The sequence below is a fragment of the Burkholderia pyrrocinia genome (assembly GCF_003330765.1).
Classification (GTDB): domain Bacteria; phylum Pseudomonadota; class Gammaproteobacteria; order Burkholderiales; family Burkholderiaceae; genus Burkholderia; species Burkholderia pyrrocinia_B.
Window position 1 is genome coordinate 2,200,041 of sequence record NZ_CP024902.1, and the last position, 26,205, is coordinate 2,226,245.

General features: G+C 67.3%; 19 protein-coding genes and 2 tRNA genes. 9 read left to right on the forward strand and 12 right to left on the reverse strand.

Going from position 1 to position 26,205, the window contains the following annotated elements; translation table 11 throughout:
- Positions 1-37: 37 nt before the first annotated feature.
- The 3 genes from CUJ89_RS10605 to CUJ89_RS10615 are packed head-to-tail and all read left to right on the forward strand — an operon-like array spanning position 38 to position 1,679.
- Positions 38-568: a septation protein A gene (locus CUJ89_RS10605; protein WP_114177289.1), complete on the forward strand. Its 531-nt coding sequence runs from the start codon at positions 38-40 to the stop codon at positions 566-568.
- Position 569: 1 nt separating this feature from the next.
- Positions 570-878 carry a BolA family protein gene (locus CUJ89_RS10610; RefSeq protein WP_114177290.1) on the forward strand — a complete coding sequence of 103 codons (309 nt, stop codon included), beginning with the start codon at positions 570-572 and terminating at the stop codon, positions 876-878.
- Between the two features lie 18 nt (positions 879-896).
- Positions 897-1,679 (forward strand): peptidylprolyl isomerase, encoded by a 783-nt coding sequence (locus CUJ89_RS10615; protein WP_114177291.1) that lies wholly within the window; start codon positions 897-899, stop codon positions 1,677-1,679.
- Between the two features lie 175 nt (positions 1,680-1,854).
- On the opposite strand, the gene CUJ89_RS10620 is transcribed toward CUJ89_RS10615, so the two are convergent.
- Positions 1,855-2,400 carry a GNAT family N-acetyltransferase gene (locus CUJ89_RS10620; protein WP_114178573.1) on the reverse strand — a complete coding sequence of 182 codons (546 nt, stop codon included), beginning with the start codon at positions 2,398-2,400 and terminating at the stop codon, positions 1,855-1,857.
- Positions 2,401-2,405: 5 nt separating this feature from the next.
- Positions 2,406-6,470 (reverse strand): phosphoribosylformylglycinamidine synthase, encoded by a 4,065-nt coding sequence (gene purL / locus CUJ89_RS10625; protein ID WP_114177292.1) that lies wholly within the window; start codon positions 6,468-6,470, stop codon positions 2,406-2,408.
- A 328-nt stretch (positions 6,471-6,798) separates the two neighbouring features.
- Between purL and CUJ89_RS10630 the strand changes: the two genes are divergently transcribed.
- The 3 genes from CUJ89_RS10630 to pgi all read left to right on the forward strand — a co-directional run bounded on the left by CUJ89_RS10630 (position 6,799) and on the right by pgi (position 11,431).
- On the forward strand, positions 6,799-8,100 hold the full coding sequence (locus CUJ89_RS10630; protein WP_114177293.1) for an FAD-dependent oxidoreductase: 1,302 nt from the start codon (positions 6,799-6,801) through the stop codon (positions 8,098-8,100).
- A 52-nt stretch (positions 8,101-8,152) separates the two neighbouring features.
- Positions 8,153-9,697 (forward strand): NAD(P)H-hydrate dehydratase, encoded by a 1,545-nt coding sequence (locus CUJ89_RS10635; protein ID WP_114177294.1) that lies wholly within the window; start codon positions 8,153-8,155, stop codon positions 9,695-9,697.
- 111 nt (positions 9,698-9,808) lie between these two features.
- Positions 9,809-11,431 (forward strand): glucose-6-phosphate isomerase, encoded by a 1,623-nt coding sequence (gene pgi, locus CUJ89_RS10640; protein WP_114177295.1) that lies wholly within the window; start codon positions 9,809-9,811, stop codon positions 11,429-11,431.
- Positions 11,432-11,491: 60 nt separating this feature from the next.
- Here the strand turns inward: pgi and CUJ89_RS10645 are convergent, their stop codons facing one another.
- Positions 11,492-12,205 carry an ABC transporter ATP-binding protein gene (locus tag CUJ89_RS10645; RefSeq protein ID WP_114177296.1) on the reverse strand — a complete coding sequence of 238 codons (714 nt, stop codon included), beginning with the start codon at positions 12,203-12,205 and terminating at the stop codon, positions 11,492-11,494.
- On the opposite strand from CUJ89_RS10645, the gene CUJ89_RS10650 reads away from it, so the two are divergent.
- Positions 12,204-12,878: an arylesterase gene (locus CUJ89_RS10650; protein WP_114177297.1), complete on the forward strand. Its 675-nt coding sequence runs from the start codon at positions 12,204-12,206 to the stop codon at positions 12,876-12,878. The genes CUJ89_RS10645 and CUJ89_RS10650 overlap by 2 nt on opposite strands.
- A 73-nt stretch (positions 12,879-12,951) precedes the next feature.
- Here CUJ89_RS10650 and CUJ89_RS10655 read toward each other — a convergent pair whose 3' ends face one another.
- The 7 genes from CUJ89_RS10655 to tig all read right to left on the reverse strand — a co-directional run bounded on the left by CUJ89_RS10655 (position 12,952) and on the right by tig (position 21,698).
- Entirely contained in the window at positions 12,952-14,886 is a 1,935-nt protein-coding gene (locus tag CUJ89_RS10655) for a SurA N-terminal domain-containing protein (RefSeq protein WP_114177298.1), read from the reverse strand.
- Between the two features lie 237 nt (positions 14,887-15,123).
- Positions 15,124-15,200, reverse strand: a tRNA-Asp gene (locus CUJ89_RS10660).
- 23 nt (positions 15,201-15,223) lie between these two features.
- Positions 15,224-15,299, reverse strand: a tRNA-Val gene (locus CUJ89_RS10665).
- Between the two features lie 201 nt (positions 15,300-15,500).
- The gene (gene lon / locus CUJ89_RS10670) at positions 15,501-17,924 is read right to left on the reverse strand and encodes an endopeptidase La (protein ID WP_114177299.1); all 2,424 of its coding nucleotides are present in this window, start codon (positions 17,922-17,924) and stop codon (positions 15,501-15,503) included.
- A gap of 196 nt (positions 17,925-18,120) precedes the next feature.
- Positions 18,121-19,392 (reverse strand): ATP-dependent Clp protease ATP-binding subunit ClpX, encoded by a 1,272-nt coding sequence (gene clpX / locus CUJ89_RS10675; protein WP_048248493.1) that lies wholly within the window; start codon positions 19,390-19,392, stop codon positions 18,121-18,123.
- A 165-nt stretch (positions 19,393-19,557) separates the two neighbouring features.
- Entirely contained in the window at positions 19,558-20,211 is a 654-nt protein-coding gene (gene clpP, locus CUJ89_RS10680; RefSeq protein WP_010092137.1) for an ATP-dependent Clp endopeptidase proteolytic subunit ClpP, read from the reverse strand.
- 140 nt (positions 20,212-20,351) lie between these two features.
- A complete protein-coding gene (gene tig / locus CUJ89_RS10685) occupies positions 20,352-21,698 on the reverse strand; it encodes a trigger factor (protein ID WP_114177300.1) in 1,347 nt (448 codons plus the stop codon).
- A gap of 377 nt (positions 21,699-22,075) precedes the next feature.
- Between tig and CUJ89_RS10690 the strand changes: the two genes are divergently transcribed.
- On the forward strand, positions 22,076-23,221 hold the full coding sequence (locus CUJ89_RS10690) for a glycerate kinase (RefSeq protein WP_114177301.1): 1,146 nt from the start codon (positions 22,076-22,078) through the stop codon (positions 23,219-23,221).
- Between the two features lie 62 nt (positions 23,222-23,283).
- Positions 23,284-23,733, forward strand: a complete 450-nt coding sequence (locus tag CUJ89_RS10695) for a MarR family winged helix-turn-helix transcriptional regulator (RefSeq protein WP_039367176.1) — start codon at positions 23,284-23,286, stop codon at positions 23,731-23,733.
- A gap of 187 nt (positions 23,734-23,920) precedes the next feature.
- On the opposite strand, the gene CUJ89_RS10700 is transcribed toward CUJ89_RS10695, so the two are convergent.
- Together CUJ89_RS10700 and CUJ89_RS10705 are read right to left on the reverse strand one after the other, a co-directional pair.
- Positions 23,921-24,919 (reverse strand): 2-dehydropantoate 2-reductase, encoded by a 999-nt coding sequence (locus CUJ89_RS10700; RefSeq protein ID WP_114177302.1) that lies wholly within the window; start codon positions 24,917-24,919, stop codon positions 23,921-23,923.
- Between the two features lie 109 nt (positions 24,920-25,028).
- Positions 25,029-26,174 carry a helix-turn-helix transcriptional regulator gene (locus CUJ89_RS10705; protein WP_114177303.1) on the reverse strand — a complete coding sequence of 382 codons (1,146 nt, stop codon included), beginning with the start codon at positions 26,172-26,174 and terminating at the stop codon, positions 25,029-25,031.
- Between the last annotated feature and the right edge of the window lie 31 nt (positions 26,175-26,205).

A 26,205-nucleotide genomic window follows, 5' to 3' on the forward strand; every position in this document is an offset into this window, starting at 1 on the left:
GGCCGCGCGAGCGGCCTTTCACGCAGCTGCGAGCGCCATGAAATTCCTGTTCGATCTGTTTCCGATCATCCTGTTTTTCGCCGCCTTCAAGGTCTGGGGCATCTTCACCGCCACCGCCGTCGCGATTGTCGCGACGCTGGCCCAGGTCGCGTGGGTCGCCTTCCGGCACCGGAAGGTCGACACGATGCTGTGGGTCAGCCTCGGCGTGATCGTCGTGTTCGGTGGTGCCACCCTCGTCCTGCATGACGAGAAATTCATTCAATGGAAACCGACTGTGCTGTACTGGCTGTTTGCGATCGGGCTGCTCGCCGCGCGCTATGCATTTAGCAACAACCTGATCGAAAAGATGATGGGCAAGCAGCTCACGCTGCCGCACCCCGTGTGGGACAAGCTGAACGTCGCATGGGCACTGTTCTTTGCGGTGCTCGGCGTCGCGAACCTGTACGTGGTGCACAACTTCACCGAATCGCAATGGGTGAACTTCAAGCTGTTCGGCACGACCGGCGCGATGGTCGTGTTCATCATCCTGCAGAGCCTGTGGCTCACGAAATACCTGAAGGACGAGTGACATGACGGACGCCTTTCTCGACGCATCGCCCGACGAACGCATCGCGCTGATCGAATCGCGCCTCACCGCGTCGCTCGCGCCGCTGTCGCTCGCCGTGCGCGACGACAGCGCGCAGCACGCAGGCCACGCCGGCGCGGCCTCCGGCGGCCATTACACGGTCACGATCGTGTCGGCCGCCTTCACCGGCAAGCCGCGCGTCGCGCGGCACCGGCTGGTGTATGATGCGCTCGCTGATGCGATGCAGCGCGGCATTCACGCGCTCGCGATCGTGGCTTATACGCCCGAAGAATTCAACGAATCTTCAATCTAGTCTCATTAGGAATTCCCGATGATCCTGAAATCCCCTCGCCTGTGGGTCGCGGCGGCTGCATTCGCAGCGGCACCGGCATTTGCCCAGAACATCGCCGTCGTCAACGGCACGCCGATTCCGAAGTCGCGCGCCGACGCGATGGTCGCGCAGCTCGTCCAGCAAGGCCAGACCGACAGCCCGCAACTGCAGCAGGCCGTGCGCCAGGAACTCGTGAACCGCGAAATCCTGATGCAGGAAGCGATCCGCGAAGGCATCCCGAACCGTCCGGACGTGAAGGCGCAGGTCGCCGTCGCGCAGCAGACCGTCGTGCTGCGTTCGATGATCGAGAGTTTCCTGAAGAAGAACCAGCCGACCGACACCGAAGTGAAGGCGCGCTACGACGATCTCGTCAAGGGCGCCGGCGGCAACCGCGAGTACCACCTGCACCATATCCTCGTCGACAGCGAGCAGCAGGCGAAGGACCTGATCGCGAAGATCAAGGCCGGCGCGAAGTTCGAGGATCTCGCGAAGCAATACTCGAAGGATCCGGGATCGGGCAAGAACGGCGGCGATCTCGACTGGTCCGACCCGAAGGCGTACGTGCCGGAATTCGCGGCGGCCGCGCAGAAGCTGCAGAAAGGCCAGATGACCGACGCGCCGGTGAAGACGCAGTTCGGCTGGCACGTCATCCGCGTCGACGACATCCGCGACATCGCCCCGCCGCCGTTCGATCAGGTGAAGGCGCAGATCGCGCAACAGCTCGTGCAGCAGAAGCTGCAGGCATTCGAGGAAGGTCTGCGCCAGCAAGCGAAGATCCAGTAACGCCGGGCGAGCGTCGCCCGCGCATCGAAAAGCCGCTCTTCGGAGCGGTTTTTTCTTTTGGGGTGCGGGAATGCGCACATCATGATGCTCCGGCAGTCAGCCGATGCGCGATAAAAAAAGCCGCTCCGAAGAGCGGCCTTTCCGGGGTCGGACGCAAGCCAAGCGGCCGTGATCGCTATGCGGGATAGAACACGTCGTGATAGCGAACGTCGCCCGACGGCCGCAGCGCTGACTCGTCGAACGACCGCGCGAGGAAATACTCGGGCGGCACGTGCGGAAACACGATGTCGCCGGACGGCTCAAACCCGAAACGCGCGTAATACGCGGGATCGCCGAGCACGACGCAGCCGCGCGCGCCGAGCCGGCGCAACGCGTCGAGCCCCGTGCGCACGAGCCCCGCGCCGATGCTCTGCCGCTGGCATTCGGGCCGCACCGCGAGCGGCGCAAGCCCGTACCATTGCTGGCCGCCGGCCGGCTCGCCGCCGATCGCGACCGGCGAGAACGCGACGTGCCCGACGATGCGGCCATCGCGCTCCGCGACGAGCGATACGCTCAACGCGCCGTCCACGCGCAGCGCGTCGACGATCCGTCGCTCGAACTGCCCACCCTCCGGCTCGCCCGCAAATGCCGCGACGATCACGCGGCCGATCGCGTCGACCTCGCTCGCGCGCTCGTCGCGCAGCGTGACGACCTCGGCCGGCGCGTTCGGGTCGAACATCATCCGGATCAGCCGATCCAGCGGCGCGCGTTGCGGAACACGCGCATCCACGGGCTGGCTTCACCCCAGCTTTCCGGATGCCAGCTCATCGTGACCGTGCGGTGCACGCGCTCCATGTGCGGCATCAGCACCGAGAAGCGGCCGTCGGCCGTCGTGACCGACGTGATGCCGGCCGGCGAGCCGTTCGGGTTGAACGGATAGCGCTCGGTCGCTTCGCCACGGTGGTCGACGAAACGCATCGCAACCGCGACGCGATCGATGTCGCCCTGTTGCGAGAAGTCCGCATAGCCTTCGCCGTGCGCGACCGCAACCGGAATCCGCGAGCCTTCCATCCCCGCGAAGAAGATCGACGGCGACTTCTCCACTTCGACGAACGAGAAGCGCGCCTCGAACTGCTCGGACTTGTTGCGCGTGAACTTCGGCCACGCTTCCGCACCCGGGATCATCGACGCGAGGCTCGACAGCATCTGGCAGCCGTTGCAGATGCCGAGCGCGAACGTGTCGGGACGCGCGAAGAACGCCGAGAACATGTCGGCGAGGTTCGCGTTGAACCGGACCGTCTTCGCCCAGCCTTCGCCCGCACCCAGCACGTCGCCGTACGAGAAGCCGCCGCAGGCGACCGCGCCCGCGAAATCGGCGAGCGTGGCACGGCCCGCGAGCAGGTCGCTCATGTGCACGTCGTGCGCATCGAAGCCCGCGCGGTCGAACGCGTAGGCCGTTTCCAGATGCGAATTCACGCCCTGCTCGCGCAGGATCGCGACGCGCGGCCGCGCGCCCGTCGCGATGAACGGCGCGGCGATGTCGTCGGCCGGATCGAAGCTCAGCACCGGCGAAATGCCCGGATCGGCCACGTCGAGCAGCGCGTCGTATTCGGCATCCGCGCACGCGGGGTTGTCGCGCAGGCGCGCGATACGCCAGCTCACTTCACCCCACGCGCGATGGAGTTCGGTACGCGGCGCGCCGAAGATCTTCTTCGCGTCGCGGTACACCTCGATCACGTCGCGATCGTTGACCGAGCCGATCACGTGCGAGCACGTCGACAGGCCGAACTCGCGCAGCGCGCCGAGCACCGCGTCGCGGTCGGCCGCGCGCACCTGCACGACGGCGCCGAGTTCCTCGGAGAACAGCGCGCGCAGCGTGCGATCATCGCGACGGCCGCTCGTCTGCTTCGCCCAGTCCTTCGCGTCGCCGTAGTCGGATTCGTGATTCGGGTCGAGCGTCAGCATGTCGACGTTCAGCGACACGCCTGCGTGGCCCGCGAACGCCATTTCGCACACCGTCGCCCACAGGCCGCCGTCCGAGCGGTCGTGGTACGCCAGCAGCTTGTCCTGCGCGTTGAGCGACTGGATCGCGTTGAAGAAGCGCTTCAGGTCTTCCGGATCGTCGACGTCCGGCGTCGCGTCGCCGACCTGCTGCGTGACCTGCGCGAAGATGCTGCCGCCCATCCGGTGCTTGCCGCGGCCCAGATCGATCGCGATCAGCACGCTGTCGCCGGCATCCGCGACGCGACGCAGTTGCGGCGTCAGGTGCCGGCGCACGTCCTCGACCGGCGCGAACGCGGAGATGATCAGCGACACCGGCGAGACCACTTCCTTCGCGACGCCCTGCTCGTCCCACTTCGTCTTCATCGACAGCGAGTCCTTGCCGACCGGGATGCCGATCCCGAGCGCCGGGCACAGCTCCATGCCGATCGCCTTGACCGTGTCGAACAGCGCGGCGTCCTCGCCGGCCGTGCCGCATGCGGCCATCCAGTTCGCCGACAGCTTCAGCTTGTCGAGCGACGCGATCGGCGCGCTCGCGATGTTCGTGACCGCCTCGCCGACCGCCATGCGGCCCGATGCCGGCGCGTCGATCACTGCGAGCGGCGTGCGCTCGGCCATCGTCATCGCCTCGCCCTTGAAGCCCGCGTAGTCGAGCGCGGTGACCGCGCAGTCGGCCACCGGCACCTGCCACGGGCCGACCATCTGGTCGCGCACCGACGTGCCGCCGACCGTACGGTCGCCGATCGTGATCAGGAACGACTTGCTCCCGACCGTCGGGTGCTTCAGCACATCGACCGCGACTTCCGACAGCGCGATGCCCGTCACGTCGACTGGCGTGCGCTCGGTCGCGACGCGCGCGACGTCGCGGTGCATGCGCGGCGGCTTGCCGAGCAGCACTTCCATCGGCATGTCGACCGGGTATTCGTCGGCGCCCGTCGCTTCGTCGTCGACCAGTTGCAACTGGCGCTCGTCGGTCGCGACACCGACCACCGCGAACGGGCAGCGCTCACGCACGCAGATCGCCTCGAAGCGCGGCAGGTCGGCCGGTGCGATCGCGAGCACGTAGCGCTCCTGCGCCTCGTTCGACCAGATTTCGCGCGGCGACAGGCCCGACTCCTCGAGTGCGACCTTGCGCAGTTCGAAGCGCGCGCCCTTGCCCGCGCCGTCGACGATCTCGGGGAACGCGTTCGACAGGCCGCCCGCGCCGACGTCGTGGATGCTCAGGATCGGGTTTTCCGCGCCGAGCTGCCAGCAGCCGTTGATCACTTCCTGTGCGCGACGCTCGATTTCGGGGTTGCCGCGCTGTACCGAGTCGAAGTCGAGCTCGGCCGTGTTCGCGCCGGTCGCCATCGAGCTCGCCGCGCCGCCGCCCATCCCGATCCGCATGCCGGGGCCGCCGATCTGGATCAGCAGGGAGCCGGCCGGCACGTCGTGCTTGTGCGTGTGCTGGTCGGCAATGTTGCCGATGCCGCCCGCGATCATGATCGGCTTGTGATAGCCGCGCACCTGGCCGCCGACGTTCTGCTCGTACACGCGGAAGTAGCCGCCGAGGTTCGGGCGGCCGAATTCGTTATTGAACGCGGCGCCGCCGAGCGGGCCGTCAATCATGATCTGCAGCGGCGACGCGATGCGGTCCGGGCGGCCGTACGGGCCGTGCGCGTCATCCGGGTTGCGCGCGCCGATCGGCTGTGCCGCGTCGCGCGCGTTTTCCCACGACTGGCGTGCGTCGGGCAGGTCGAGGTTCGACACGGTGAAACCCGTGAGGCCGGCCTTCGGACGCGCGCCGCGGCCCGTCGCACCTTCGTCGCGGATCTCGCCGCCCGCGCCGGTCGCCGCGCCCGGGAACGGCGAGATCGCCGTCGGGTGATTGTGCGTCTCGACCTTCATCAGCGTGTGCGTGAGCTCGGTGTGCCGGCCATAACGCTCGCCCGGCTCGCCGGCCGCGCCCGCGTTACGCGGGAACCAGCGCTCGGCTTCGGCGCCGACCATGATCGACGAGTTGTCGGAATACGCGACGATCGTGCCCTGCGGGTTCAGCTTCTCGGTATTGCGGATCATCGCGAACAGCGACATGTCCTGCGCTTCGCCGTCGATCGTCCACTGCGCGTTGAAGATCTTGTGGCGGCAGTGCTCGCTGTTCGCCTGCGCGAACATCATCAGCTCGACGTCGGTCGGGTTGCGTTCGAGCTTGCGGAACGCGTCGACCAGGTAGTCGATCTCGTCGTCGGCGAGCGCAAGGCCCAGTTCGACGTTCGCACGCTCGAGCGCGCCGCGGCCGACGCCCAGCACGTCGACGCTCGCGAGCGGCCTGGCCGGCAGTTCGTCGAACAGGTGCTGCGCGTCGTCGCGCGCCGCGATCACGCTTTCGGTCATCCGGTCATGCAGCGCGGCCGCGACGGCCGCGCGCGCGTCGTCGGACAGCGCCTTCTTGCCGCCGAGCAGCCCCGACTTCAGCGTGACCGTGAATTCGACGCCGCGCTCGATGCGGCGCACGTGCGTAAGGCCGCAGTGCTGCGCGATGTCGGTCGCCTTGCTCGCCCACGGCGAGACCGTGCCGAAGCGCGGCAGCACGACGAAGGTCTCGGCCGCCCCCTTCTCGGCGGCCGGCTCGAACGGCGCGCCGTAGTGCATCAGCGCGTCGATGCGCGCGCTGTCGTCGGCCGACAGCGGCTCGGCCGCATTGACGAAGTGCAGGAACTGGCCGCGCACCGCGACGATGTTGGTGTCGATTTGCCTGAGCGTGTCGAGCAGACGGGTTTGACGGAAATCGGAGAGGGCCGAAGCGCCGGGAAAACACGAGAAGTGAGCCATGGGCTGGACTGACGTCGATGAGTCGCGCGAGGTGGCGACGTGGGGCGAAAGGAAGGCCGCAATTATACCCGGAAGTCGGTCGCCCAAGACCGGCCGATCGGCAGCCCGCATGCACCGCGACGGTGCCCCGGTGTGCGCCGCGCACGACCGCCCGCCGGGCCGGCCCGCACGGGCGCGGCAGCCCGCGGCCACGGCGCGGTCGCACAGCGTGTCCTCGCCCGACGTCGGTTCCCGCGATTTTGGCGCTATCATTCCGGGTTCACCGGGCCAGGGCCCTCAGCGAATTCTCACCGGGCGGCGTGCGCGCCGCCCGTCATCGAAGCAATCCATGGATGTCATCGTCATCGGCGGCGGAATCAGCGGCGTCGCCACCGCCTACCAGTTGCGTGCGGCCGGCCACCGCGTGTGCGTGGTCGAACGCCACGCCACCGTCGCGCAGGGCGCGACCTACGGCGACGGCGGCGCGCTGCTGCCGAGCCCGCTCGACGTCTGGTTCGGCCCGACCTTCATGCGCCAGCGCCAGCCGAGCGACAGCGGCATCGTCTACAAGCCGGGCTTCAACGGCGGCGTACGCCGCTTCGTCAAGCAGCTCGGCACGCTGCGCGAGCCCGACGCGTTCGCCGCTCAGTACGCGCGGCTGCGCCCGCTGATCGATGCATCGCGCGACGTGCTCGCCGACATCGAAGCGCGCCTCGAACTCGAATTCGAGCAGAAGCCCGGCATCCTGCACGTCGTGCGCGATCCGCGCGACTGGGAAACGATGCAGCCCGCGCTCGACCTGCTGCGCACGCTCGACCAGCCGTACCGCACGCTGACCGCCGACGAATGCACGGCGCTCGAACCGTCGGTGCCGGCCGATCCCGGCTTCGCCGGCGGCGTGCTGCTCGAGACCGAGCGCACCGGGAACTGCCCGCTATTCGCGAAACTGGTCAAGCAGACGCTCGACGAACACGGCGTGCAGTTCCGCTTCGGCGCTGACGTCGCCGCGATCCGCATCGACACCGGCCGCGTCGCGGTCGAGCTCGTCCCGCCCGGCAACCGGCACGCGTCGAAGGCACGCGAGGTCGACGTGATTTCCGCCGACGCGATCGTGGTCGCTGCCGGCGCCGGCAGCCTGCCGCTGCTCGAACGGCTCGGCTGGCACCTGCCGCTGCACCCGGTGCGGGTCCATACGCTCACCGCGCCAGTCGCCTACGAAGAACATGCGCCGCACCTGAGCGTCGTCGACTCGATCAAGCGGATCTCGATCACGCGCACCCACCAGCGGCTGCGCATCGGCGGCGGCGCCGTGCTGCAGAGCCTGCCCGACACCGCGAAGCCGCTCGCCGAGCCGCTGTCCGAGGCTGCGCTCGCGCTGCTCGGCCAGGCCGTCCACGACTGGGTGCCCGGCGCCGCCAGGATTTCGGCCGCGCTGTCGTGGCAAGGCACGCAACTGCTGTCGCCGGACGGCCTGCCCGTCGTGGGTCCGACCCCGCATCCGCGCGTGTTCGTCAATTTCGGGCACGGCCCGGCCGGCTGGGGGCTCGCGTGCGGGTCTGCTAAAGTGGTGAGCGACTACCTGGGCGGTGACGTGCAGCACTGGCCCGCCGACACGCTCGCCGCGCTGCGCGCCGGGCGCTTCTCGACCTGACCGCCGCGGGCCCGTCCCGGGCGGCATCCTTGCCAGCCGCCACGACCCCGCGATGACCGTGACCCGCCCGCTTCCCGACTCCGATCCGATCGCGCTGCTGCGCGTCGCCGACCTGCGCGCGGCCGAGGCCGACGCAACCGCGGCGCTGCCGCCGCACACGCTGATGGGCCGCGCAGGCGCCGCCGCCGCGCGCTGGCTGTCCGAGCGCGTCACCGGCGACGACCGCCCCGTGTGGTTCGCGGTCGGCCCCGGCAACAACGGCGGCGACGCACTGGTTGCCGCCGCCCACCTCCAGCAGCTCGGCGTCGCGACGCAGGCGTGGATGCCGGTACCGGTCAGGCCGGACGACGCGCAATGGGCGCTCGGCCTCGCGCGCACGGCCGGCGTGCCGCTGTCGGCCACGCCGCCCGCGTCGCTGGACGGCTATGCGTGGGCCGTCGACGGACTGTTCGGCATCGGTCTCGGCCGCGCGCTCGACGGCGCGTTCGCCGAGCAGGCCGAGCGCATCGCCGCACATGCACGCAGCGGCGGCCGCGTGCTCGCGCTCGACGTGCCGAGCGGGCTCGACAGCGATACGGGCCAGATCGTCGGCGCGGGCGTCGCCGTCGCGGCCACCCACACGCTCACCTTCATCGGCGCGAAGCCGGGCCTCTACACGGGCGACGGTCGCGATCTCGCCGGCGAGATCGACGTCGCGTCGCTCGACGTCGCGCCGCCCGCCGCACCAGCCATCGTGCTGAACGCGCCCGCGCGGTTCGCCGCGGCCCTGCCCGCGCGCGCGTTCGCGTCGCACAAGGGCACGTTCGGCAGCCTCGCGGTGCTCGGCGGCGACACGGGCATGTGCGGCGCGCCGATCCTGGCCGCGCGCGCCGCGCTGTTCGCGGGCGCCGGCAAGGTGCACGTCGGCTTCCTCGGCGCCGGCGCGCCGCCGTACGACCCGCCGTTCCCCGAACTGATGCTGCATCCGGCCGACGGCCTCGATCTCGACGCGATGACCGCAATCGCGGCCGGCTGCGGGCTCGGCACGCGCGAGGCCGCAGCGACGCTCGTGCGCGACGCGCTCGCGCACGACGCCGCGACGCTGCTCGATGCCGACGCGCTGAACCTCGTCGCGACGCACGCGGACCTCGCAGCCGCCGTCGCCACGCGCGGCGCGCGCGGCAAAGCGTGCGTGCTGACCCCGCATCCGCTCGAGGCCGCGCGGCTGCTCGGCAGCGACACGGCGACCGTGCAGCGCGACCGCGTCGCGGCCGCGCAGGCGCTTGCCGCGCGCTACGCCGGCATCGTCGTGCTGAAAGGCTCGGGCACGGTGATTGCAGCGCCCGACGGCCGCGTGACGATCAATCCGACCGGCAACGCGGCGCTCGCCACGGGCGGCACCGGCGACGTGCTGGGCGGCCTGATCGGCGCCCTGCTCGCGCAGCGCGTCGCGCCATACGAAGCGGCGCTCGCGGGCGTCTACCTGCACGGCCTCGCGGCCGACATGCTGACCGCGGACGGCACGGGGCCGGCCGGGCTCACCGCGGGCGAACTCGCGCCGATGGTGCGCACGCTGGTCAATCGCCTTTTTTATCCGTCGCCGCGCGCCAACACGTAACGCCGCTATACTGGCTGCCCCGCCGCACGGCGGGCCTTCTCGTCCGCCGGCCTTCCGATCCCGATGAGCCGGCGCGGCATTCCTCCCGATTCACGCCTCACTCGAACCGCCATGACGCTGAATTCGCTCCCCGCCTGGACTGCCCTTCAATCCCACTTCGAACAGATCCGCCACGCCCGGCTGCGCGACTGGTTCGCGCCGGAAAACGACCGCGCGCCGACCCGCGCCGAACGCTTCACGCTCCCGGGCGGCGGTCTCGCGGCCGATTTCTCGAAGAACCGCATCAATGACGAAACGCTGCGCCTGCTCGCGCAGCTCGCGCGCGACGCAGGCGTCGAAGCTCGCCGCGATGCGATGTTCGCGGGCGAGATCGTCAACCCGACCGAAGGCCGCGCCGCGTTGCACACCGCGTTGCGCGCGACCGACCCGCAAGCGCCGTTTCACGCGCAGGTGAGCGCCGAGCGCGCAAAGATGGCGACCTTTGCGCGCGCCGTGCGCAGCGGCACGTGGACGGGCTACACGGGCAAACGCATCCGCCACGTGATCAACATCGGCATCGGCGGCTCCGATCTCGGGCCGAAGATGGTCGTGCATGCGCTGCACCACGTCGCGATGCCTGAAATCTCGACCCACTTCGTGTCGAACGTCGACGGCGCCGATCTCGCGCGCGTGCTCGAACAGGTCGATCCCGAGGAAACGCTCGCGATCATCGTGTCGAAGACCTTCACGACGCTCGAGACGATGACGAACGCCCGCTCGCTGCGCGACTGGTTCGTCGCGCGCGGCTGCCCCGAGGACGCGCTCGCGAAGCACTTCGTCGGCGTGTCGGCGAACCCGGCCGAAGTCGTGAAGTTCGGCATCGCCGCGGACAACGTGTTCGAAATGTGGGACTGGGTCGGCGGCCGCTATTCGCTGTGGTCGGCGGTCGGGCTGTCGATCATGATCGCGATCGGCCCCGAGCAGTTCGACGAACTGCTGGCCGGCGCGAACGACATGGACCGCCATTTCCGCGAAGCGCCGCTCGAGCGCAACCTGCCGGTGCTGCTCGGCCTGATCGGCATCTGGTACCGGAATTTCTTCGGCTCGCAGAGCTATCTCGTCGCGCCGTATTCGGAAGCGCTGCACTACCTGCCGGCGTATCTGCAGCAGCTCGAGATGGAGAGCAACGGCAAATCCGCGCGCCTGGACGGCACCTTCGTCGATTACCCGACCTCGGCCGTCACGTGGGGCGAGCCGGGCACCAACGGCCAGCATGCGTTCTTCCAGATGCTGCACCAGGGGCCGACGATCGTGCCGATCGACTTCATCGCGGTGCTGACGCCCGAGCATCCGCTCGCGAGCCATCATCCGAAGCTGCTTGCGAACTGCTTCGCGCAGAGCGAGGCACTGATGCTAGGCCGCACGCTCGAAGAAGCGCGCAAGGTCGCCGGGCCCGGCAAGGAAGCGCTCGCGCCGCACCTGACGTTCCCCGGCAACCGCCCGACGACGACGCTGCTCGTCGATGCGCTGACGCCGCGCACGCTCGGCGCGCTGATCGCGCTTTACGAGCACAAGGTGCTCGTGCAGGCGACGGTGTGGGACATCAACCCGTTCGACCAGTGGGGCGTCGAGCTCGGCAAGATTCTCGGCAAGGTTGTCGAAGCCGACCTGTCGGCCGAGTCGCACGATCCCGCGAAGCACGACTCGTCGACCACGGCGCTGATCGAGCGTGCCCGCGCGGCGTTGAAGCGCTGACGCAACGGCGTCATGCCGGTGCCGGCCGCGCAGCGCAACCTGCGCGGCCGGCAGAAGAATTCAGGCGCCGCGCTGCGCCGCGTGCGGCGCGACAATGCGCCCGGTGTCGAGCGTCACGGTCGTCGCGCAGCGGCGCGCGAGTTCGGCATCGTGCGTGACGAGCACGAGCGTTGCGCCGTGCGTGCGGTTCAGTTCGAACATCAGGTCGATGACCGCGTGCCCCGTCGCTGCATCAAGGCTGCCGGTCGGCTCGTCGGCAAACAGGATCGCCGGGCGCGTGACGAATGCGCGCGCGAGCGCGACGCGCTGCTGCTCGCCGCCCGACAACAGCTTCGGATAATGCGCGGTGCGTTCGCCGAGACCGACCTGCACGAGCAGCGCCCGTGCGCGGTCGGCCGCGTCGCGCGCGCTGATGCCGCCCTGCAGTTCGAGCGGCAGCATCACGTTCTCGAGCGCCGTCAGGTGCGGCATCAGCTGGAACGACTGGAACACGAACCCGACTGCGCCGTTGCGCAGCGCGGCGCGCTCGTCCTCGTCGAGTTGGTCGAGCGCGCGGCCGAGCAGGCGAACCGTGCCGCTCGTCGCGCTGTCCAACCCCGCAAGCAGGCCGAGCAGCGTCGATTTGCCCGACCCCGACGCGCCGACGATCGCAAGGCTGCTGCCCGGCCGCACGGCGAACGTGATGCCGTCGAGGATCGTCAGCTCGCCCGTTGCGTCGGCGACCCGCTTGCACACGTCATGGACTTCGATGATCGGATCGGTAATCTTGAACATGGACACGACATTTCGCTGGAAAAGACGCGCGGCGGTCGCCGCGCTGCTGGGCACCCTGCTGGCCGTCACCGTGCCTGCACGCGCCGTGACGGCGCCAGCCCCGACATCGGGCCAGCCCGTGATCGTCGTGCTCGGCGACAGCCTGTCGGCCGAATACGGGCTACCGCGCGACACGGGCTGGGTGGCATTGCTGCGGCAACGGCTCACGACCGAGCGAATCGATTATAGCGTCGCGAACGCCAGCGTCAGCGGCGACACCACGAGCGGCGGCCGTGCGCGACTGCCCGCGGTGCTGCAGCGGCTCAAGCCGTCGATCGTCGTCGTCGAGCTCGGTTCGAACGATGCGCTGCGCGGCGTGCCGCTCGCGACGACCGAGCAGAACCTGCGCGACATCATCGCCGGCGCGCGGCGCGCACAGGCGAAGGTCGTGCTGGTCGGCATGTACGTGCCGCCCAACTACGGGCCCGACTACACGCAGAAGTTCCACGCCGTCTATACGCGGCTGTCGAAGGATCTCGGCGTGCCGCTCGTGCCGTTCCTGCTGGCCGGCATCGAGAACAAGCCCGAGATGTTCCAGTCCGACCAGATGCATCCCGCGCAGCAGGCGCAGGGCATTCTGCTCGACAACGTCTGGCCGGCGCTGAAGCCGCTGCTCGGCAAGCCGCGCGGCTGACCACACCGCCCTGCCGGACAACAAAAAGCCCCGCTCGAAGCGGGGCTTTTTGTTGTCGCGTGTGAAACGATGCTCAGTTGTCGCCGTCCTGCGACTGGCTGGTCGTCGTACCGTACAGCTTCACCTTCGAGCGATCGCGCAGCGCGGTGAGATACGCTTCGCCTTCGCTCTGCGCGTCGACCTGCGCCATCTGCTGCTGCGCGGCCGCCAGTTGCTGCGGATCGACCGCCGAACCCGGGATCACCGCGTTCACGCGGTAAACCGCATAACCGTCCGCGCCGAGATCGACACCGACGTAGGCCGGCAGCGTCTTCGCATCGACCTTGTAGACGGCGCTCAGCGCCGCCGGCGTCAGGCCCTGCGACTGCGTGCGCGACACCTTCTGCGCGGCCGCAAACCCGTCGGTCGACTTCGACTTCTGCAACTCGGCAAGCTTCGCCACACCGTCCTTCTTCGCGAGTTCCGCTGCCTGCTCGGCAACGACCTTCTGGCGCACGGCATCCTTGATCGCGTCAAGCGCGGGCACGGCAGCCGGCTTGTAGTCGGTCACGCGCGCCGAGATCAGCGTGTTGTTGCCAACGTCGATCGCCTGCGTGTTGTTCTGGTTCTTCACCGAATCATTCGCGAACACGGCGGCCAGGAACTTCGGATTGTTCAGCGGGCTCGTCGGCGGCAGTTGCGCATTCGGCGTCGGCGCGACGGTGGCCGTCTGGATCGTCAGCTTGTACTTGTCCGCGGCAGGCTGCAGCGTCTTTGCCTTTTCATAGACGGTCGACGTGAAGCCTTCCGCGTTGTCCGAGAACGCCTTCGATGCGTACTGCTGCTTCAGGTCGGCCGCGATCCGGTCCTTCACTTCCGCGAACGGCTTGAGGGCCGCCGGCTTCACTTCGGTCGCCTTCAGGATGTGAAAGCCGAGATCCGATTGCACGACACCGCTCACGTCGCCCTGCTTGAGCGCGAACGCGGCATCGTCGAACGCCTTGCCGCCCGCCGTCGAGCCGCGCGTGATGAAACCGAGGTCGCCACCCTTCGCGGCCGACGGCGCGTCCTGCGAGTTCTTCTGCGCGATCTGCGCGAACTGGTCCGGATGCGCCTTCACGTCGGCGAGCAGTTGCTCGGCCTTCGTCTTCGCGGCCGCCTTGTCGGCCGCGCTTGCGCTGCCCGCCGCGGCGATGAAGATGTGGCTCACGCGAACCTGCGCTTCGGTGCTGAAGTGTGTCGGGTTGTCGTCGTAGAACTTCTTGATGTCCGCATCGGTCGGCTGCGCGCTCGCGGCTGCCGCGGCCGGCGAATAGACGAGGTACTGGATCGTCGCGGTTTCAGGCGTCGCGAAGCTCTGCTTGTGCGCGTCATAGTACGCGGCAAGCTGCGCGTCGGTCGGCTGGACCTTCGATGCGTAGTCGCTCGTCTTCAGCACGAGCGACTGCACTTCGCGCTGCTGCGCGGCCAGTTCGGACAGGTGCTGCGCGAGGCTCTTCGGCGTGAATGCGCTCGACACGATGCTGGCCGGAATCTGCTGCAACGCGAGGCTGTAGCGCACACGCTCCTGGTACTGCTCGGGCGTCATCCCCTGGAACGACAGCAGTTGCGCATAGCGCTCGACGTCGATCGAACCGTCGGGCTTCTTCAGCGACGCGATCATCGGGTCGCTCATCAGCGCGTCGCGCACGGCATTGTCGGACGCGGTCAGGTGCAGACGCTGCGTCTCGTCGGCCAGCACGCGTTGCTGGATCAGGCCGTCGAGCACCTGCTTGCGATGCTCGGGCGTATCGAACATCTTCATGTCGAACTGCCCGCCGAGCGCCTGGCGCGCCTGGTCGATCTGCTGGCGGAACGCGCCGTCGAATTCGACCCGCGTGATCTTGTGCCCGTTGACCGCCGCGGCGTTCGCACTATCGTCAAAGAAGCCGCGGAAGCCTTGGATCCCGACGAAACCCAGCCCCGGCAACACGATCAAGAGCAGGAGCGCCATCATCAGGCGCTGGTGATTACGGAAGAAATCGAGCATGCGTGACGGGAAAATTGGACAAAACGACCGATATTACAACATACGGGGTGGGACGGGAGAAAAGCAGACGTGCGACGGGCAGGCGCAACCGGGAAACGCCTACATCCCGCACGCATCCCTTCGCGTCCCGGAAGCCGCGCAGGCGGCTTCCTCCGCTCCGCAGTCACGCGCCCGCCAGCGGGCGCAACCGGGAGACGCAAATGAAAAAGCCCGCACAAGGCGGGCTTCTTCATTTTCTGGCGGAGCGGACGGGACTCGAACCCGCGACCCCCGGCGTGACAGGCCGGTATTCTAACCAACTGAACTACCGCTCCTTGGTCTGGCTGAATCGGGAAACTGGTGGGTGCTGAGAGGCTCGAACTCCCGACCTACGCCTTGTAAGGGCGCCGCTCTACCAACTGAGCTAAGCACCCGTTTCCGATTCGTTCTGGCTGCGATCTGCGTTTCCGCATCAACAACCAGCGAGCCCGCAAGTTTAATTCATCCCCGATCATTTTGCCAAGCCCGGATGCGATTTTTTTCTGCCGCGCCTGCTCGCGATTCCGGCACGCATAAAAAAACCCGCGGACATGCCGCGGGTTTCGTGAACAACCGTCAGGACGGCGTTCCGGTACTCAGTGCTTGACGACTTCCGTCGAGCCGGCATCCTTCGCCGCCTCGCCGACCGGCGCCGCTGCCTTCGCTTCTTCTTCCGGCGGCAGCGGAGTCGGCGAACGCTCGAGCGCGAGCTCCAGCACCTTGTCGATCCAGCGGACCGGCACGATCTCGATCGCGTTCTTCACGTTGTCCGGAATGTCCGCGAGATCCTTCACGTTCTCTTCCGGAATCAGCACGAGCTTGATGCCGCCGCGATGCGCCGCAAGCAGCTTCTCCTTCAGCCCGCCGATCGGCAGGACTTCGCCACGCAACGTGATTTCGCCCGTCATCGCCACGTCGGCGCGCACGGGAATGCCCGTCAGCACCGACACCAGCGCGGTCGTCATCGCGCCGCCTGCGGACGGACCGTCCTTCGGCGTCGCACCTTCCGGCACGTGGATGTGGATGTCCTGCTTCTCGAACGCTTCGTCCTTGATGCCCAGACGACGCGAACGCGAACGCACGACCGAACGTGCCGCCTCGACCGACTCCTTCATCACGTCGCCGAGCGAACCGGTGCGGATCACGTTGCCCTTGCCCGGCATCACCGCGGCTTCGATCGTCAGCAGATCGCCGCCGACTTCCGTCCACGCGAGGCCCGTCACCTGACCAACCTGGTTTTCCTTCGCCGCGAGACCGAAGTCGTACTTGCGCACGCCGAGGAACGTATCGAGGTTGTCGCCATCGACCTTGATCGCGCCCGTTGCCTTCTTCAGCAGCAGCATCTTCACGACCTTGCGGCAGATCTTCGAGATTTCGCGCTCGAGCGACCGCACGCCAGCTTCCCGCGTGTAATAGCGGATGATGTCGCGGATCGCCTGCTCGGTGACGTCGACCTCGCCTTCCTTCAGGCCGTTGTTCTTCTTCTGCTTCGGCAGCAGGTAACGCTGGGCAATGCTGACCTTCTCGTCTTCCGTGTAGCCCGACAGACGGATCACTTCCATCCGGTCGAGCAGCGGCGGCGGGATGTTCAGCGAGTTCGACGTCGCGACGAACATCACGTCCGACAGGTCGAAGTCGACCTCGATGTAGTGATCGGCGAACGTGTGGTTCTGTTCCGGATCGAGCACTTCGAGCAGCGCCGACGACGGATCGCCGCGGAAATCCATGCCCATCTTGTCGACTTCATCGAGCAGGAAGAGCGGATTGCGCACGCCGACCTTCGCGAGGCTTTGCAGGATCTTGCCCGGCATCGAGCCGATATACGTGCGGCGGTGGCCGCGGATCTCGGCTTCGTCACGCACGCCGCCGAGCGCCATCCGGACGAACTTGCGGTTCGTCGCACGGGCGATCGACTGGCCGAGCGAGGTCTTGCCGACACCCGGAGGCCCGACGAGGCACAGGATCGGCGCCTTGACCTTGTCGACGCGCTGCTGGACCGCGAGGTACTCGAGGATGCGTTCCTTGACCTTCTCGAGGCCGAAGTGATCCTCGTCGAGCACCTGCTCGGCGTTCGACAGGTCGTTGTTGACCTTGCTCTTCTTGCGCCACGGCAGGCCGATCAGCGTGTCGATGTAGTTGCGCACGACGGTGGCTTCCGCCGACATCGGCGACATCAGCTTCAGCTTCTTCAGCTCGGCGTCGGCCTTCTTCTTGGCTTCCTTCGGCATGCGCGCGGCGTTGATGCGCTTCTCGAGTTCCTCGAGATCGGCGCCTTCCTCGCCCTCGCCCAGTTCCTTCTGGATCGCCTTGACCTGTTCGTTCAGGTAGTACTCGCGCTGGCTCTTTTCCATCTGGCGCTTCACGCGCCCGCGGATGCGCTTTTCGACCTGCAGGATGTCGATCTCGGCTTCGAGCTGCGCGAGCAGGTGCTCGAGGCGCTCGATGACCGGGAACATCTCGAGGATGTGCTGCTTCTGGTCGAGCTTCAGCGGCAGACGCTCGGCAATCATGTCCGCGAGACGGCCGGCCTCGTCGATGCCCGACAGCGACGTGAGGATCTCCGGCGGGATCTTCTTGTTCAGCTTCACGTACTGGTCGAACTGCGACACGATCGCGCGGCGCAGCGCTTCTGTTTCAGCGCTGTCGGCATGATCGGGCTCGAGCGGCATCACGTCGCAGGAGAACTGCGTCTCCTGTTCTTCGATCGACAACGCCTTCGCGCGCTGCAGGCCCTCGACGAGCACCTTCACGGTGCCGTCCGGCAGCTTCAGCATCTGCAGGATGTTGGCGATACAACCGACCTCGTACATGTCCTTTTCGGTCGGCTCGTCCTTGGCCGCGGTTTTCTGGGCGACGAGCATGATGTGCTTGCCGCCTTCCATCGCTGCTTCGAGGGCCTTGATCGATTTCGGCCGGCCCACGAAGAGCGGAATCACCATGTGCGGGAAAACGACGACATCCCGCAGCGGCAGCAGCGGGAGCGTGATTTGTTCCGGCGGGAGAAGTTGGGTGCCTGACATTTCATTTCCCCATGAGTGGAATCAATTGTTCGGTAATTGAGGCCGCCACAACGAATTGCAAGCCTTCAAGTGCGGGAAATATTCGGTAAGAAAGTAACCACCGCGTGTCGAGTCAGAGTTACCCACAAGATAAACGAAAAAAAGCCGCCCACAGACTCATGAACGGCCTTTTTCGCTGGACATCGTCTCAAGCCGGTCAGTTCGAACCCGCCACCTTCGGCGTGTCCTCATAGATCAGCAAAGGCTTGCCGTCACCCTCGATGACGTTCTCGTCGATGATGACCTTGCTGACCCCTTTCATCGTCGGCAGCTCGTACATCACATCGAGCAACGCCTGTTCGATGATCGAACGCAAACCGCGCGCGCCGGTCTTGCGGCGGATCGCCTTGCGGGCGACTGCCTGCAGTGCGCCCGGCCGGATCTCCAGCTCGACGCGCTCCATCGCGAACAGCTTGTGATACTGCTTGACGAGCGCGTTCTTCGGCTCGACCAGGATCTTCATCAGCGCGGCTTCATCGAGCTTGCCGAGCGTCGCGACCACCGGCAGGCGGCCGATCAATTCGGGGATCAGACCGAATTTGATCAGGTCTTCCGGTTCCGTTTCGCGCAGCACTTCGCCCGCGTCGCGCTCCTGCTTGCTCTTGACCGTCGCGCCGAAGCCGATGCCGGTTTTCTCGGTGCGATCGGTGATCACCTTTTCGAGGCCGTCGAACGCGCCGCCGCAGATGAACAGGATGTTGGTCGTGTCGACCTGGATGAAATCCTGGTTCGGGTGCTTGCGGCCGCCCTGCGGCGGCACCGACGCCATCGTGCCCTCCACCAGCTTCAGCAGCGCCTGCTGGACGCCCTCGCCCGACACGTCGCGCGTGATGGACGGGTTGTCCGACTTGCGGCTGATCTTGTCGATTTCGTCGATGTAGACGATCCCGCGCTGGGCCTTGTCGACCTCGTAGTTGCAGTTCTGCAACAGCTTCTGAATGATGTTCTCGACATCCTCGCCGACGTAGCCGGCTTCGGTCAGCGTCGTCGCATCGGCGATCACGAACGGCACGTTGAGCAACCGCGCGAGCGTCTGCGCGAGCAGCGTCTTGCCGGAGCCCGTCGGGCCGATCAGCAGGATGTTGCTCTTCGACAGCTCGACGTCGTCCTTCTTGTCGAGATGCTTCAGGCGCTTGTAGTGGTTGTACACGGCCACCGCGAGGATCTTCTTCGCGCGTTCCTGGCCGATCACGTACTGATCGAGGATGTCGCGAATTTCCTGCGGGCTCGGCAGATCCGACCGCGACAGGCTGGCCTCGACGCCGGCGGCAGCCGCCTCGTCGCGAATGATCTCGTTGCAGAGGTCGATGCATTCATCGCAGATGAATACCGACGGGCCCGCGATGAGTTTTTTCACCTCATGCTGGCTCTTCCCGCAAAACGAGCAATACAACAGCTTCTCGCTGTTCGAACCTTTTTTGTCCGCCATGAATGTAGAGCCTCCGGACACGTAAATGACATGATACGCCGAATGCTCCGAACGCCGCGCCTAGGGCGCGACCGGAGCCGGCTGGATGCGCTTGCCGCAGATGCTCAGGGCGTTCGGGACGTCGCAGGGGCCGCCGCACGAATCGGGGCGGCACCCCACTTAAGCTCAGGGGCGCTTCAGCAGCACCTGATCGATCAGCCCGTACGCCTTCGCATCCTCGCTCGACATGAAGTTATCACGGTCGGTGTCGCGCGCGATACGCTCGACGTCCTGGCCCGTGTGCTGCGCGAGCAACTGGTTCAGCCGCTCCTTCAGGTAGAGGATTTCGCGCGCCTGGATCTCGATGTCGGACGCCTGGCCGCGTGCACCGCCGAGCGGTTGATGAATCATCACGCGCGAGTTCGGCAGCGCGAAGCGCTTGCCCTTGGCGCCCGACGCGAGCAGGAACGCACCCATGCTGGCCGCGAGCCCCATGCACAGCGTCGACACGTCCGGCTTGATGAACTGCATCGTGTCGTAGATCGCCATGCCGGCCGACACCGACCCGCCCGGGCTGTTGATGTAGAGGCTGATGTCCTTGTCCGGATTCTCGCTCTCGAGGAACAGCAATTGCGCGACCACGAGGTTGGCGGTCTGGTCATTCACTTCGCCGACCATGAACACCAGGCGCTCCTTCAGGAGACGCGAATAGATATCGTACGAACGCTCGCCGCGGCCGCTCGTTTCGACGACGATCGGCACCAGCCCCAGCGCTTGCGCCTCGAAACCCTGCGGCGCGTTCGAAGCAAGCATATCCAGCAATTCAGCGCGAGTGATCATTCAATGAACCTTGTTCGAATGGAAAATTGAACGGAGGGAAGCCGCCCGCTCAATCGCCATATTAATGGCAACCGTGCGCTTGACGTAAAAACGGCGCGCGGGCCGTCGCTCCGACAGCCGGCACGCCGCTAGAGCGACACTTACGCTTGCGCCGATGCGCTCGCGAGTGCCTCGAAGCTCACTTCCTTGTCCGTCACCTTCGCCTTGCCCAGCACGAAATCGACGACGTTGCTTTCAACGACGAACGCTTCCATCTCGGCGAGGCGCTGCTGGTTGGAATAATACCAGCGGACCACTTCCTTCGGGTCTTCGTAGCTCTTCGCGAACTCGTCGACTTCCGCACGGATCTGTTCCGGCTTCGCTTCGAGGCTGTTCGACTTCACGAGTTCGGCCAGCACGAGGCCCAGCTTCACGCGACGCTCGGCCTGCTCGGCGAACATCTCGGCCGGGATCGGTGCGTCCTTCGCGTTCGGCACGCCGCGCTGCGCCAGATCCTGGCGAGCCATTTCGACGAGACGTTGCTGATCCTGCTCGATCAGCGACTTCGGCACGTCGAGTTCGGAAATCTTCAGCAGCGCGTCCATCACCTGGTTCTTGACGATGGACTGCGTGCGGCGCTTCGCCTCGCGCTCGAGGTTGTCCTTGATCTCGCCGCGCATCTTCGCGAGGTCGCCGTCTTCGATGCCGAGCGACTTCGCGAATTCGCCGTCGATTTCCGGCAGGTGCGGCCACTCGATCTTCTTCATCGTGACCGTGAATTGCGCGGTCTTGCCCGCCACGTCGGCACCGTGATAGTCGTCCGGGAACTTCAGGTCGAACGTGCGCGATTCGCCATCCTTCAGGCCCAGCGCTGCCGTTTCGAATTCCGGCAGCATGCGGCCTTCGCCGAGCACGAACGGGAAATCTTCGGCCGTGCCGCCCTGGAACGCGACGTCGTCGATCTTGCCGACGAAATCGACCGTCACGCGGTCGCCGTTCTTGGCTGCGGTATCCGCGCCGCCGTCGCCATGCTCGCCGGCTTCGCCGCGTGCGTGGAAGTGCACGCGCTGCTTGCGCAGGATGTCCAGCGTGCGGTCGATTTCGGCGTCGCCGATCGACGTCGTCGAGCGCTCGACTTCAGCCGTCGCCAGATCGCCGATCTTCACTTCCGGGTAGACCTCGAACGTCGCGTCGAACGCGTATGCGTCTTCGGCCTGCTCCTGCTTCGGCTCGAAGCTCGGCTGGCCGGCGACGCGCAGGTTTTCCGCGCGGCTGATCGTGAAGAATTCCTGGCCGATCTTGTCGCTCAGCACTTCCGCTTCGACCTGACCCGCGTACTGTTGCGCGACCATCTTCAGCGGCACCTTGCCCGGGCGGAAACCCGGCATGCGCACGTTCTTCGCGAGTTTCTGGATACGGGCGTCGATTTCCTTCTGCACGGTGTCTTTCGGCAGGGAAATCGTCACGCGGCGTTCAAGCTTGCCGAGGTTCTCAACAACGTTAGCCATGGCTTCAATCGTCCTAAAATTATTCGAGCGAATCGGGTTTTCCTTGCCGTACCTGCCTGCGGCGTTGCATACGCCGCGCGCCGGAGCGCCACGCCATCCCTGCACGCGCCGGATGGCTAGCGCAAGCGGCTCGGAGCACGGCTTTGGCCGGAAGAATCGACTATTCTAGCAAACAATTTTCCTCGCACCGCCAGATCGGCGCGACGCGCGTGCGTCCCCGCCGCGTCGGCAGCCCTGTGCACGGCAATGCAAGCGGATCGCCGCTATGCCGAACGCCGTATCCACCGCGGGCCCGCCATCCTGTAAGCTCCGATTGAGGGTGCGCCGCCGTCGCGACCCCATTATTCTTCACACCAATCACGCCTTCCGGAGACACCATGCCGCAACACCCGTCCGCGCCTGTCGTCGTCATCGCGCCCGATTCGTTCAAAGGCTCGCTTTCCGCCGAGCAGGTCGCGGACGCGATCGCCACCGGCATCCGCCGCGCCCGGCCCGACGCGGTCGTGCGCTGCTGCCCGATGGCCGACGGCGGCGAAGGCACGCTCGACGCGATGCTGGCAGGCGGCGGCACGCGGCGCTCGCTGCGGGTGGCCGGCGCGTCGCTCGCGGCACGCGACGCGGCGGTCGGCGTGATCGACGCGCGCACCGCGATCGTCGAGACGGCCGAGATCGTCGGCATTACCGACCCGGTCGGCATGAGCGTGCCGGTCGACGCGCGCAGCACGCGCGGGATGGGCGAGGCGATCCGCACGCTGCTCGACGACGGCGTGCGCCGCTTCTTCGTCGCGCTCGGCGGCAGCAGCACCAACGACGCGGGCGCCGGGCTGCTCGCGGGCCTCGGCCTGCAGTGCTTCGACGCAGGCGGCCAACCGGTCGAGCCCGTGCCGTCGCGGCTCGCCGACATCGCGCGAATCGATGCGTCAGGGCTCGACCCGCGCCTGAAAGAAACGGAATTCGTCGGCATGTCCGACGTCGACAACCCGCTGACGGGCGCGCACGGCGCGACTGCCGTGTTCGGCCCGCAAAAGGGCGTGACGCCCGGGCAGGTTGCGACCCTCGACGCTGCGCTCGGTCACTTCGCCGATCTGCTCGAAGCCGCGCTCGACCGGCGTAGCCGCGACCTGCCGGGCGCCGGCGCCGCGGGCGGTCTCGGTTTCGCGCTGCACATGCTCGGCGCGCAGTTCGAAGCCGGCGCCGAAGTGGTCGCGCGGCAAGTCGGGCTCGACGCGGCACTCGCCGGCGCCGACTGGCTGATCACCGGCGAAGGCCGCTCCGACGTGCAGACGCTGCACGGCAAGGCGCCGTTCATCGCGTGCCGTCACGCGCAGGCCGCGGGCGTGCCCGCGTCGCTGCTGTCGGGCGCGGTCGATCCGGCCGCGCTGCCGCGCCTGTCCGAGCATTTTTCCGGCTGCTTCTCGCCGGCTCCCGGGCCGATCACGCTCGACGTCGCGATCCGCGACGCGGCGAACCTGCTCGCGAACGAAGCGGAGCAATTGACGCGCCTGAAGTACGGCGCACACTGACCGTTGACCCGAGCGCGCGATACAGGAACAATCGGGCCCGCCCTTTTTCTTCAGGATTCGACATGAAAGGCCGTCAAGCCGGGCTCGATCAGTTTCTGACCTATCGCCTTCACGCGCTCACCAAGCGATCCGACCGCGGGATCGGCGAGGTGTACCGGCACAAGCTCGACATCTCGCTGCCCGAGGCACGCGTGATCGCCGCCGTGGGCGCCTTCGGTCCGTTCTCGATCATGGATCTCGCGCGCCACACCAATCTCGACAAGAGCCAGGCGAGCCGCGCGGCCGAGGCGCTGCTGCGCCAGGGGCTGCTCGAGCGCAGCGCGAGCGAGGAGGATGGCCGGATCGTGCTGATCGCACTGACCGCCGACGGCCGCGCGCTGCATCGCAAGATCATGCCGATCGTGCGCAAGTGGAACGACGGGTTGCTCGCGTGCCTGTCCGACAGCGAACGCCAGACGTTCGAACGGCTGCTCGACAAGGTCGTCGCGCACGCGACCGAGCGGGACGACTGAGCCGCGTCACGGGCTCGGCGCCGGTACGCAGCCAACCTTGCCGGCCGCATTGATCCGACGAATCCGACGGGCCGCCCGGGTCGCGTAACCAGCGACCCGGGCGGCCCGGTTTGCATCATGCGGCAGCATCGAAAGGATCGCGCTTCGCCGCCAGCCCGCGGCCGCGCACGCAGCGGCCGCGCACCCGCTACAGCCCGCTGTTCGCCGCGCGCTGGCGCAACAGCCCAAGCACCGCGTCGCAATACGGGGTCGGCACGCCGAGCTTGCGCCCGAGCTCCGGAAACACGCCGAGGATCGGCCCGATCTCGAGCGAACGCCCCGCTTCGAAATCCTGCAGCATCGACGTCTTGAACGCGCCGAGCTTGCGCGTGACCGCGATCCGCTCGGGCCCGCTCATCCCCGTCGACAGGCCGAGCTTCGCACCGATCGCGGCAGCCTCCTCCATCATCCGCAGCGCGAGATCCTGCGTGAACGGATCGTCGAGCAACTGCTCGGCCGTCGACCCCGTCAGCGCGCTCAACGGATTCATGTTCATGTTGCCCCACAGCTTCGTCCAGATCTCGGTCCGGATCGCGGGCGTCGACTCGACATCGAAACCGCCCGCTGCGAGCGCCGCGGCAATCCGCGCGGTGGCCGTGTCGAGCCGCCGATCGGGCGCACCGACGATCAGCCGGTTGCCGCGCCCGCGGCGCACGACGCCCGGCGCGTCGGTGCTCGACGACAGGTGCACGACGCAGCCGATCGCCTGTCCGGGCGGCAACGCCGCCGACACCGTACCAGCCGGATCGACCGCGTCGAGCGGCACGCCGTCGATCGGCCCTTCAAGCCCGTGCGAGAACCACCACGGCAGCCCGTTCATCGCCGCGACGATCACGGTGCCCGGCCCGACCAGCGGCGCAATGCGCGCGGCCAGCGCCGGCAGCGCCTGCGCCTTCAGCGCGATCACCACGTAGTCCTGCACGCCGAGCGCGGCCGCATCGTCGCTCGCACGCACCGGAACCGACGATGCAACGCCCGCCTCGTCGATCACGCGCACGCCGTGCGCGTCCAGCGCATCAAGCGTCGCGCCGCGCGCGTACGCGCTCACGGTCATGCCGGCCCGCGACAACGCGGCCGCGAGCAACCCGCCGATCGCGCCGACACCGACCACCGCCGCGCGCACCGACCCTGAATTCGTGTCGTTCATGATGGAATTCCGTCTCCTGGGAGCTGACGAGCATAACGCTCAATGGTTGCGGGAACAACCATTCGTGCGGCAGCGTGCGACACGCCGCATTCGTGCGAATCAGCGCGATTCAGCGCGGCTCACCGCCGGCTTCTACCGGCTCGTCGGCGGCCGCGCCGCCCGTCGCGCCGAGCACGCCCGCGATCTGGCTCTTGTCGTGCATGCCGAGCTTGCGGTACGCGCAGCGCAGGTAGTGGCGCACGGTCGTCGGCGAAATTGCCATCTGTTGCGCGACTTCCTTGTGCGAACGCCCGGCGCCGTAATAACGGATCGCCGCGAGCTCGCGCGGGCTCAACCGGTCGAGCAGCGAACGCGGCCGCGCCTCGATCTGGAACAGCCCCGCGACGGGCACGCACTGGATGCGCAGCGCGGCGCCGACGAACGGCTGGCCCGACTGACGCCGCAGGTGCGCGACGAGCGGCTCCGGCACGCGCGCGCCGGCCCATGCCGGCCATTCAGCGCGCAGCACGTCGTCGAAACCGTGATCGGCATGGTGGAGCACGCCGAAGTTGTCGCACAGCGCGCGCGCCGCCGGCGCAACCGTATCGCCGCGCTCGCGCGTGAGCTGCGCGGCGCGATTGATCGTGAGCGTGGCCGCCAGATGCGGAATCACTTCCTCGAAACGGCGTGCATCGTCGTCGCTGAACGGGCGATTCAGGCCCTGGCGGTAGATCGACGTAAATGTCGTCAGCCCGAAGCGGCGATCGAGCGTACACACGCACATCAGTTGCGCCAGACCGTACTTCACGCACCAGTCGCGAAACCGCGCATCGAATCCCGGCTCGACGACCGACAGCCGCTCCGCGCGACCATGTGCGCCGAGCAGCGTGCGATGCGCGAGCGGATCGCAACCGCGCACGCGTTTCCAATCGCTGAAAAACGCATGCGGCAGGCGGTACAGGAAGCTGTTGTGCATCACCGGACCAGCCGGTACATGCGTCGCGACGCCCGTCCACGCGGCATCGAACGGAATGAGCGCTTGCAGCAGCGAAAAGAAGCGGCATTCGAATTCGCCGATGCTCGACTGCGCGGCGACCGCGTACAGATCGAGCAGCATCAGGCCGAGCTCGCGCCGCGATGCGTCGCCGCGGGTCACGCCGTCGAAATCCGCCCGGCGGGGCTGAAGCGACGGCCATGCGGATTCGTCGAGCACGATCGCGGCCGGCACGTCGCGCAGCGCGTCGAGATCCTGCCCGATATCCGTCGTGATCCTCACCTTCCGCTCCCCTGCCCGATCGGGCCGCTGA

Excerpts from the sequence above, each read along its gene's own strand:
- CUJ89_RS10605 (WP_114177289.1), top strand. The coding sequence starts at position 38 with ATGAAATTCCTGTTCGATCTGTTTCCGATCATCCTGTTTTTCGCCGCC.
- CUJ89_RS10610 (WP_114177290.1), top strand. The coding sequence starts at position 570 with ATGACGGACGCCTTTCTCGACGCATCGCCCGACGAACGCATCGCGCTG.
- CUJ89_RS10615 (WP_114177291.1), top strand. The coding sequence starts at position 897 with ATGATCCTGAAATCCCCTCGCCTGTGGGTCGCGGCGGCTGCATTCGCA.
- CUJ89_RS10620 (WP_114178573.1), bottom strand. The coding sequence starts at position 2,400 with ATGATGTTCGACCCGAACGCGCCGGCCGAGGTCGTCACGCTGCGCGAC.
- purL (WP_114177292.1), bottom strand. The coding sequence starts at position 6,470 with ATGGCTCACTTCTCGTGTTTTCCCGGCGCTTCGGCCCTCTCCGATTTC.
- CUJ89_RS10630 (WP_114177293.1), top strand. The coding sequence starts at position 6,799 with ATGGATGTCATCGTCATCGGCGGCGGAATCAGCGGCGTCGCCACCGCC.
- CUJ89_RS10635 (WP_114177294.1), top strand. The coding sequence starts at position 8,153 with ATGACCGTGACCCGCCCGCTTCCCGACTCCGATCCGATCGCGCTGCTG.
- pgi (WP_114177295.1), top strand. The coding sequence starts at position 9,809 with ATGACGCTGAATTCGCTCCCCGCCTGGACTGCCCTTCAATCCCACTTC.
- CUJ89_RS10650 (WP_114177297.1), top strand. The coding sequence starts at position 12,204 with ATGGACACGACATTTCGCTGGAAAAGACGCGCGGCGGTCGCCGCGCTG.
- CUJ89_RS10645 (WP_114177296.1), bottom strand. The coding sequence starts at position 12,205 with ATGTTCAAGATTACCGATCCGATCATCGAAGTCCATGACGTGTGCAAG.
- CUJ89_RS10655 (WP_114177298.1), bottom strand. The coding sequence starts at position 14,886 with ATGCTCGATTTCTTCCGTAATCACCAGCGCCTGATGATGGCGCTCCTG.
- lon (WP_114177299.1), bottom strand. The coding sequence starts at position 17,924 with ATGTCAGGCACCCAACTTCTCCCGCCGGAACAAATCACGCTCCCGCTG.
- clpX (WP_048248493.1), bottom strand. The coding sequence starts at position 19,392 with ATGGCGGACAAAAAAGGTTCGAACAGCGAGAAGCTGTTGTATTGCTCG.
- clpP (WP_010092137.1), bottom strand. The coding sequence starts at position 20,211 with ATGATCACTCGCGCTGAATTGCTGGATATGCTTGCTTCGAACGCGCCG.
- tig (WP_114177300.1), bottom strand. The coding sequence starts at position 21,698 with ATGGCTAACGTTGTTGAGAACCTCGGCAAGCTTGAACGCCGCGTGACG.
- CUJ89_RS10690 (WP_114177301.1), top strand. The coding sequence starts at position 22,076 with ATGCCGCAACACCCGTCCGCGCCTGTCGTCGTCATCGCGCCCGATTCG.
- CUJ89_RS10695 (WP_039367176.1), top strand. The coding sequence starts at position 23,284 with ATGAAAGGCCGTCAAGCCGGGCTCGATCAGTTTCTGACCTATCGCCTT.
- CUJ89_RS10700 (WP_114177302.1), bottom strand. The coding sequence starts at position 24,919 with ATGAACGACACGAATTCAGGGTCGGTGCGCGCGGCGGTGGTCGGTGTC.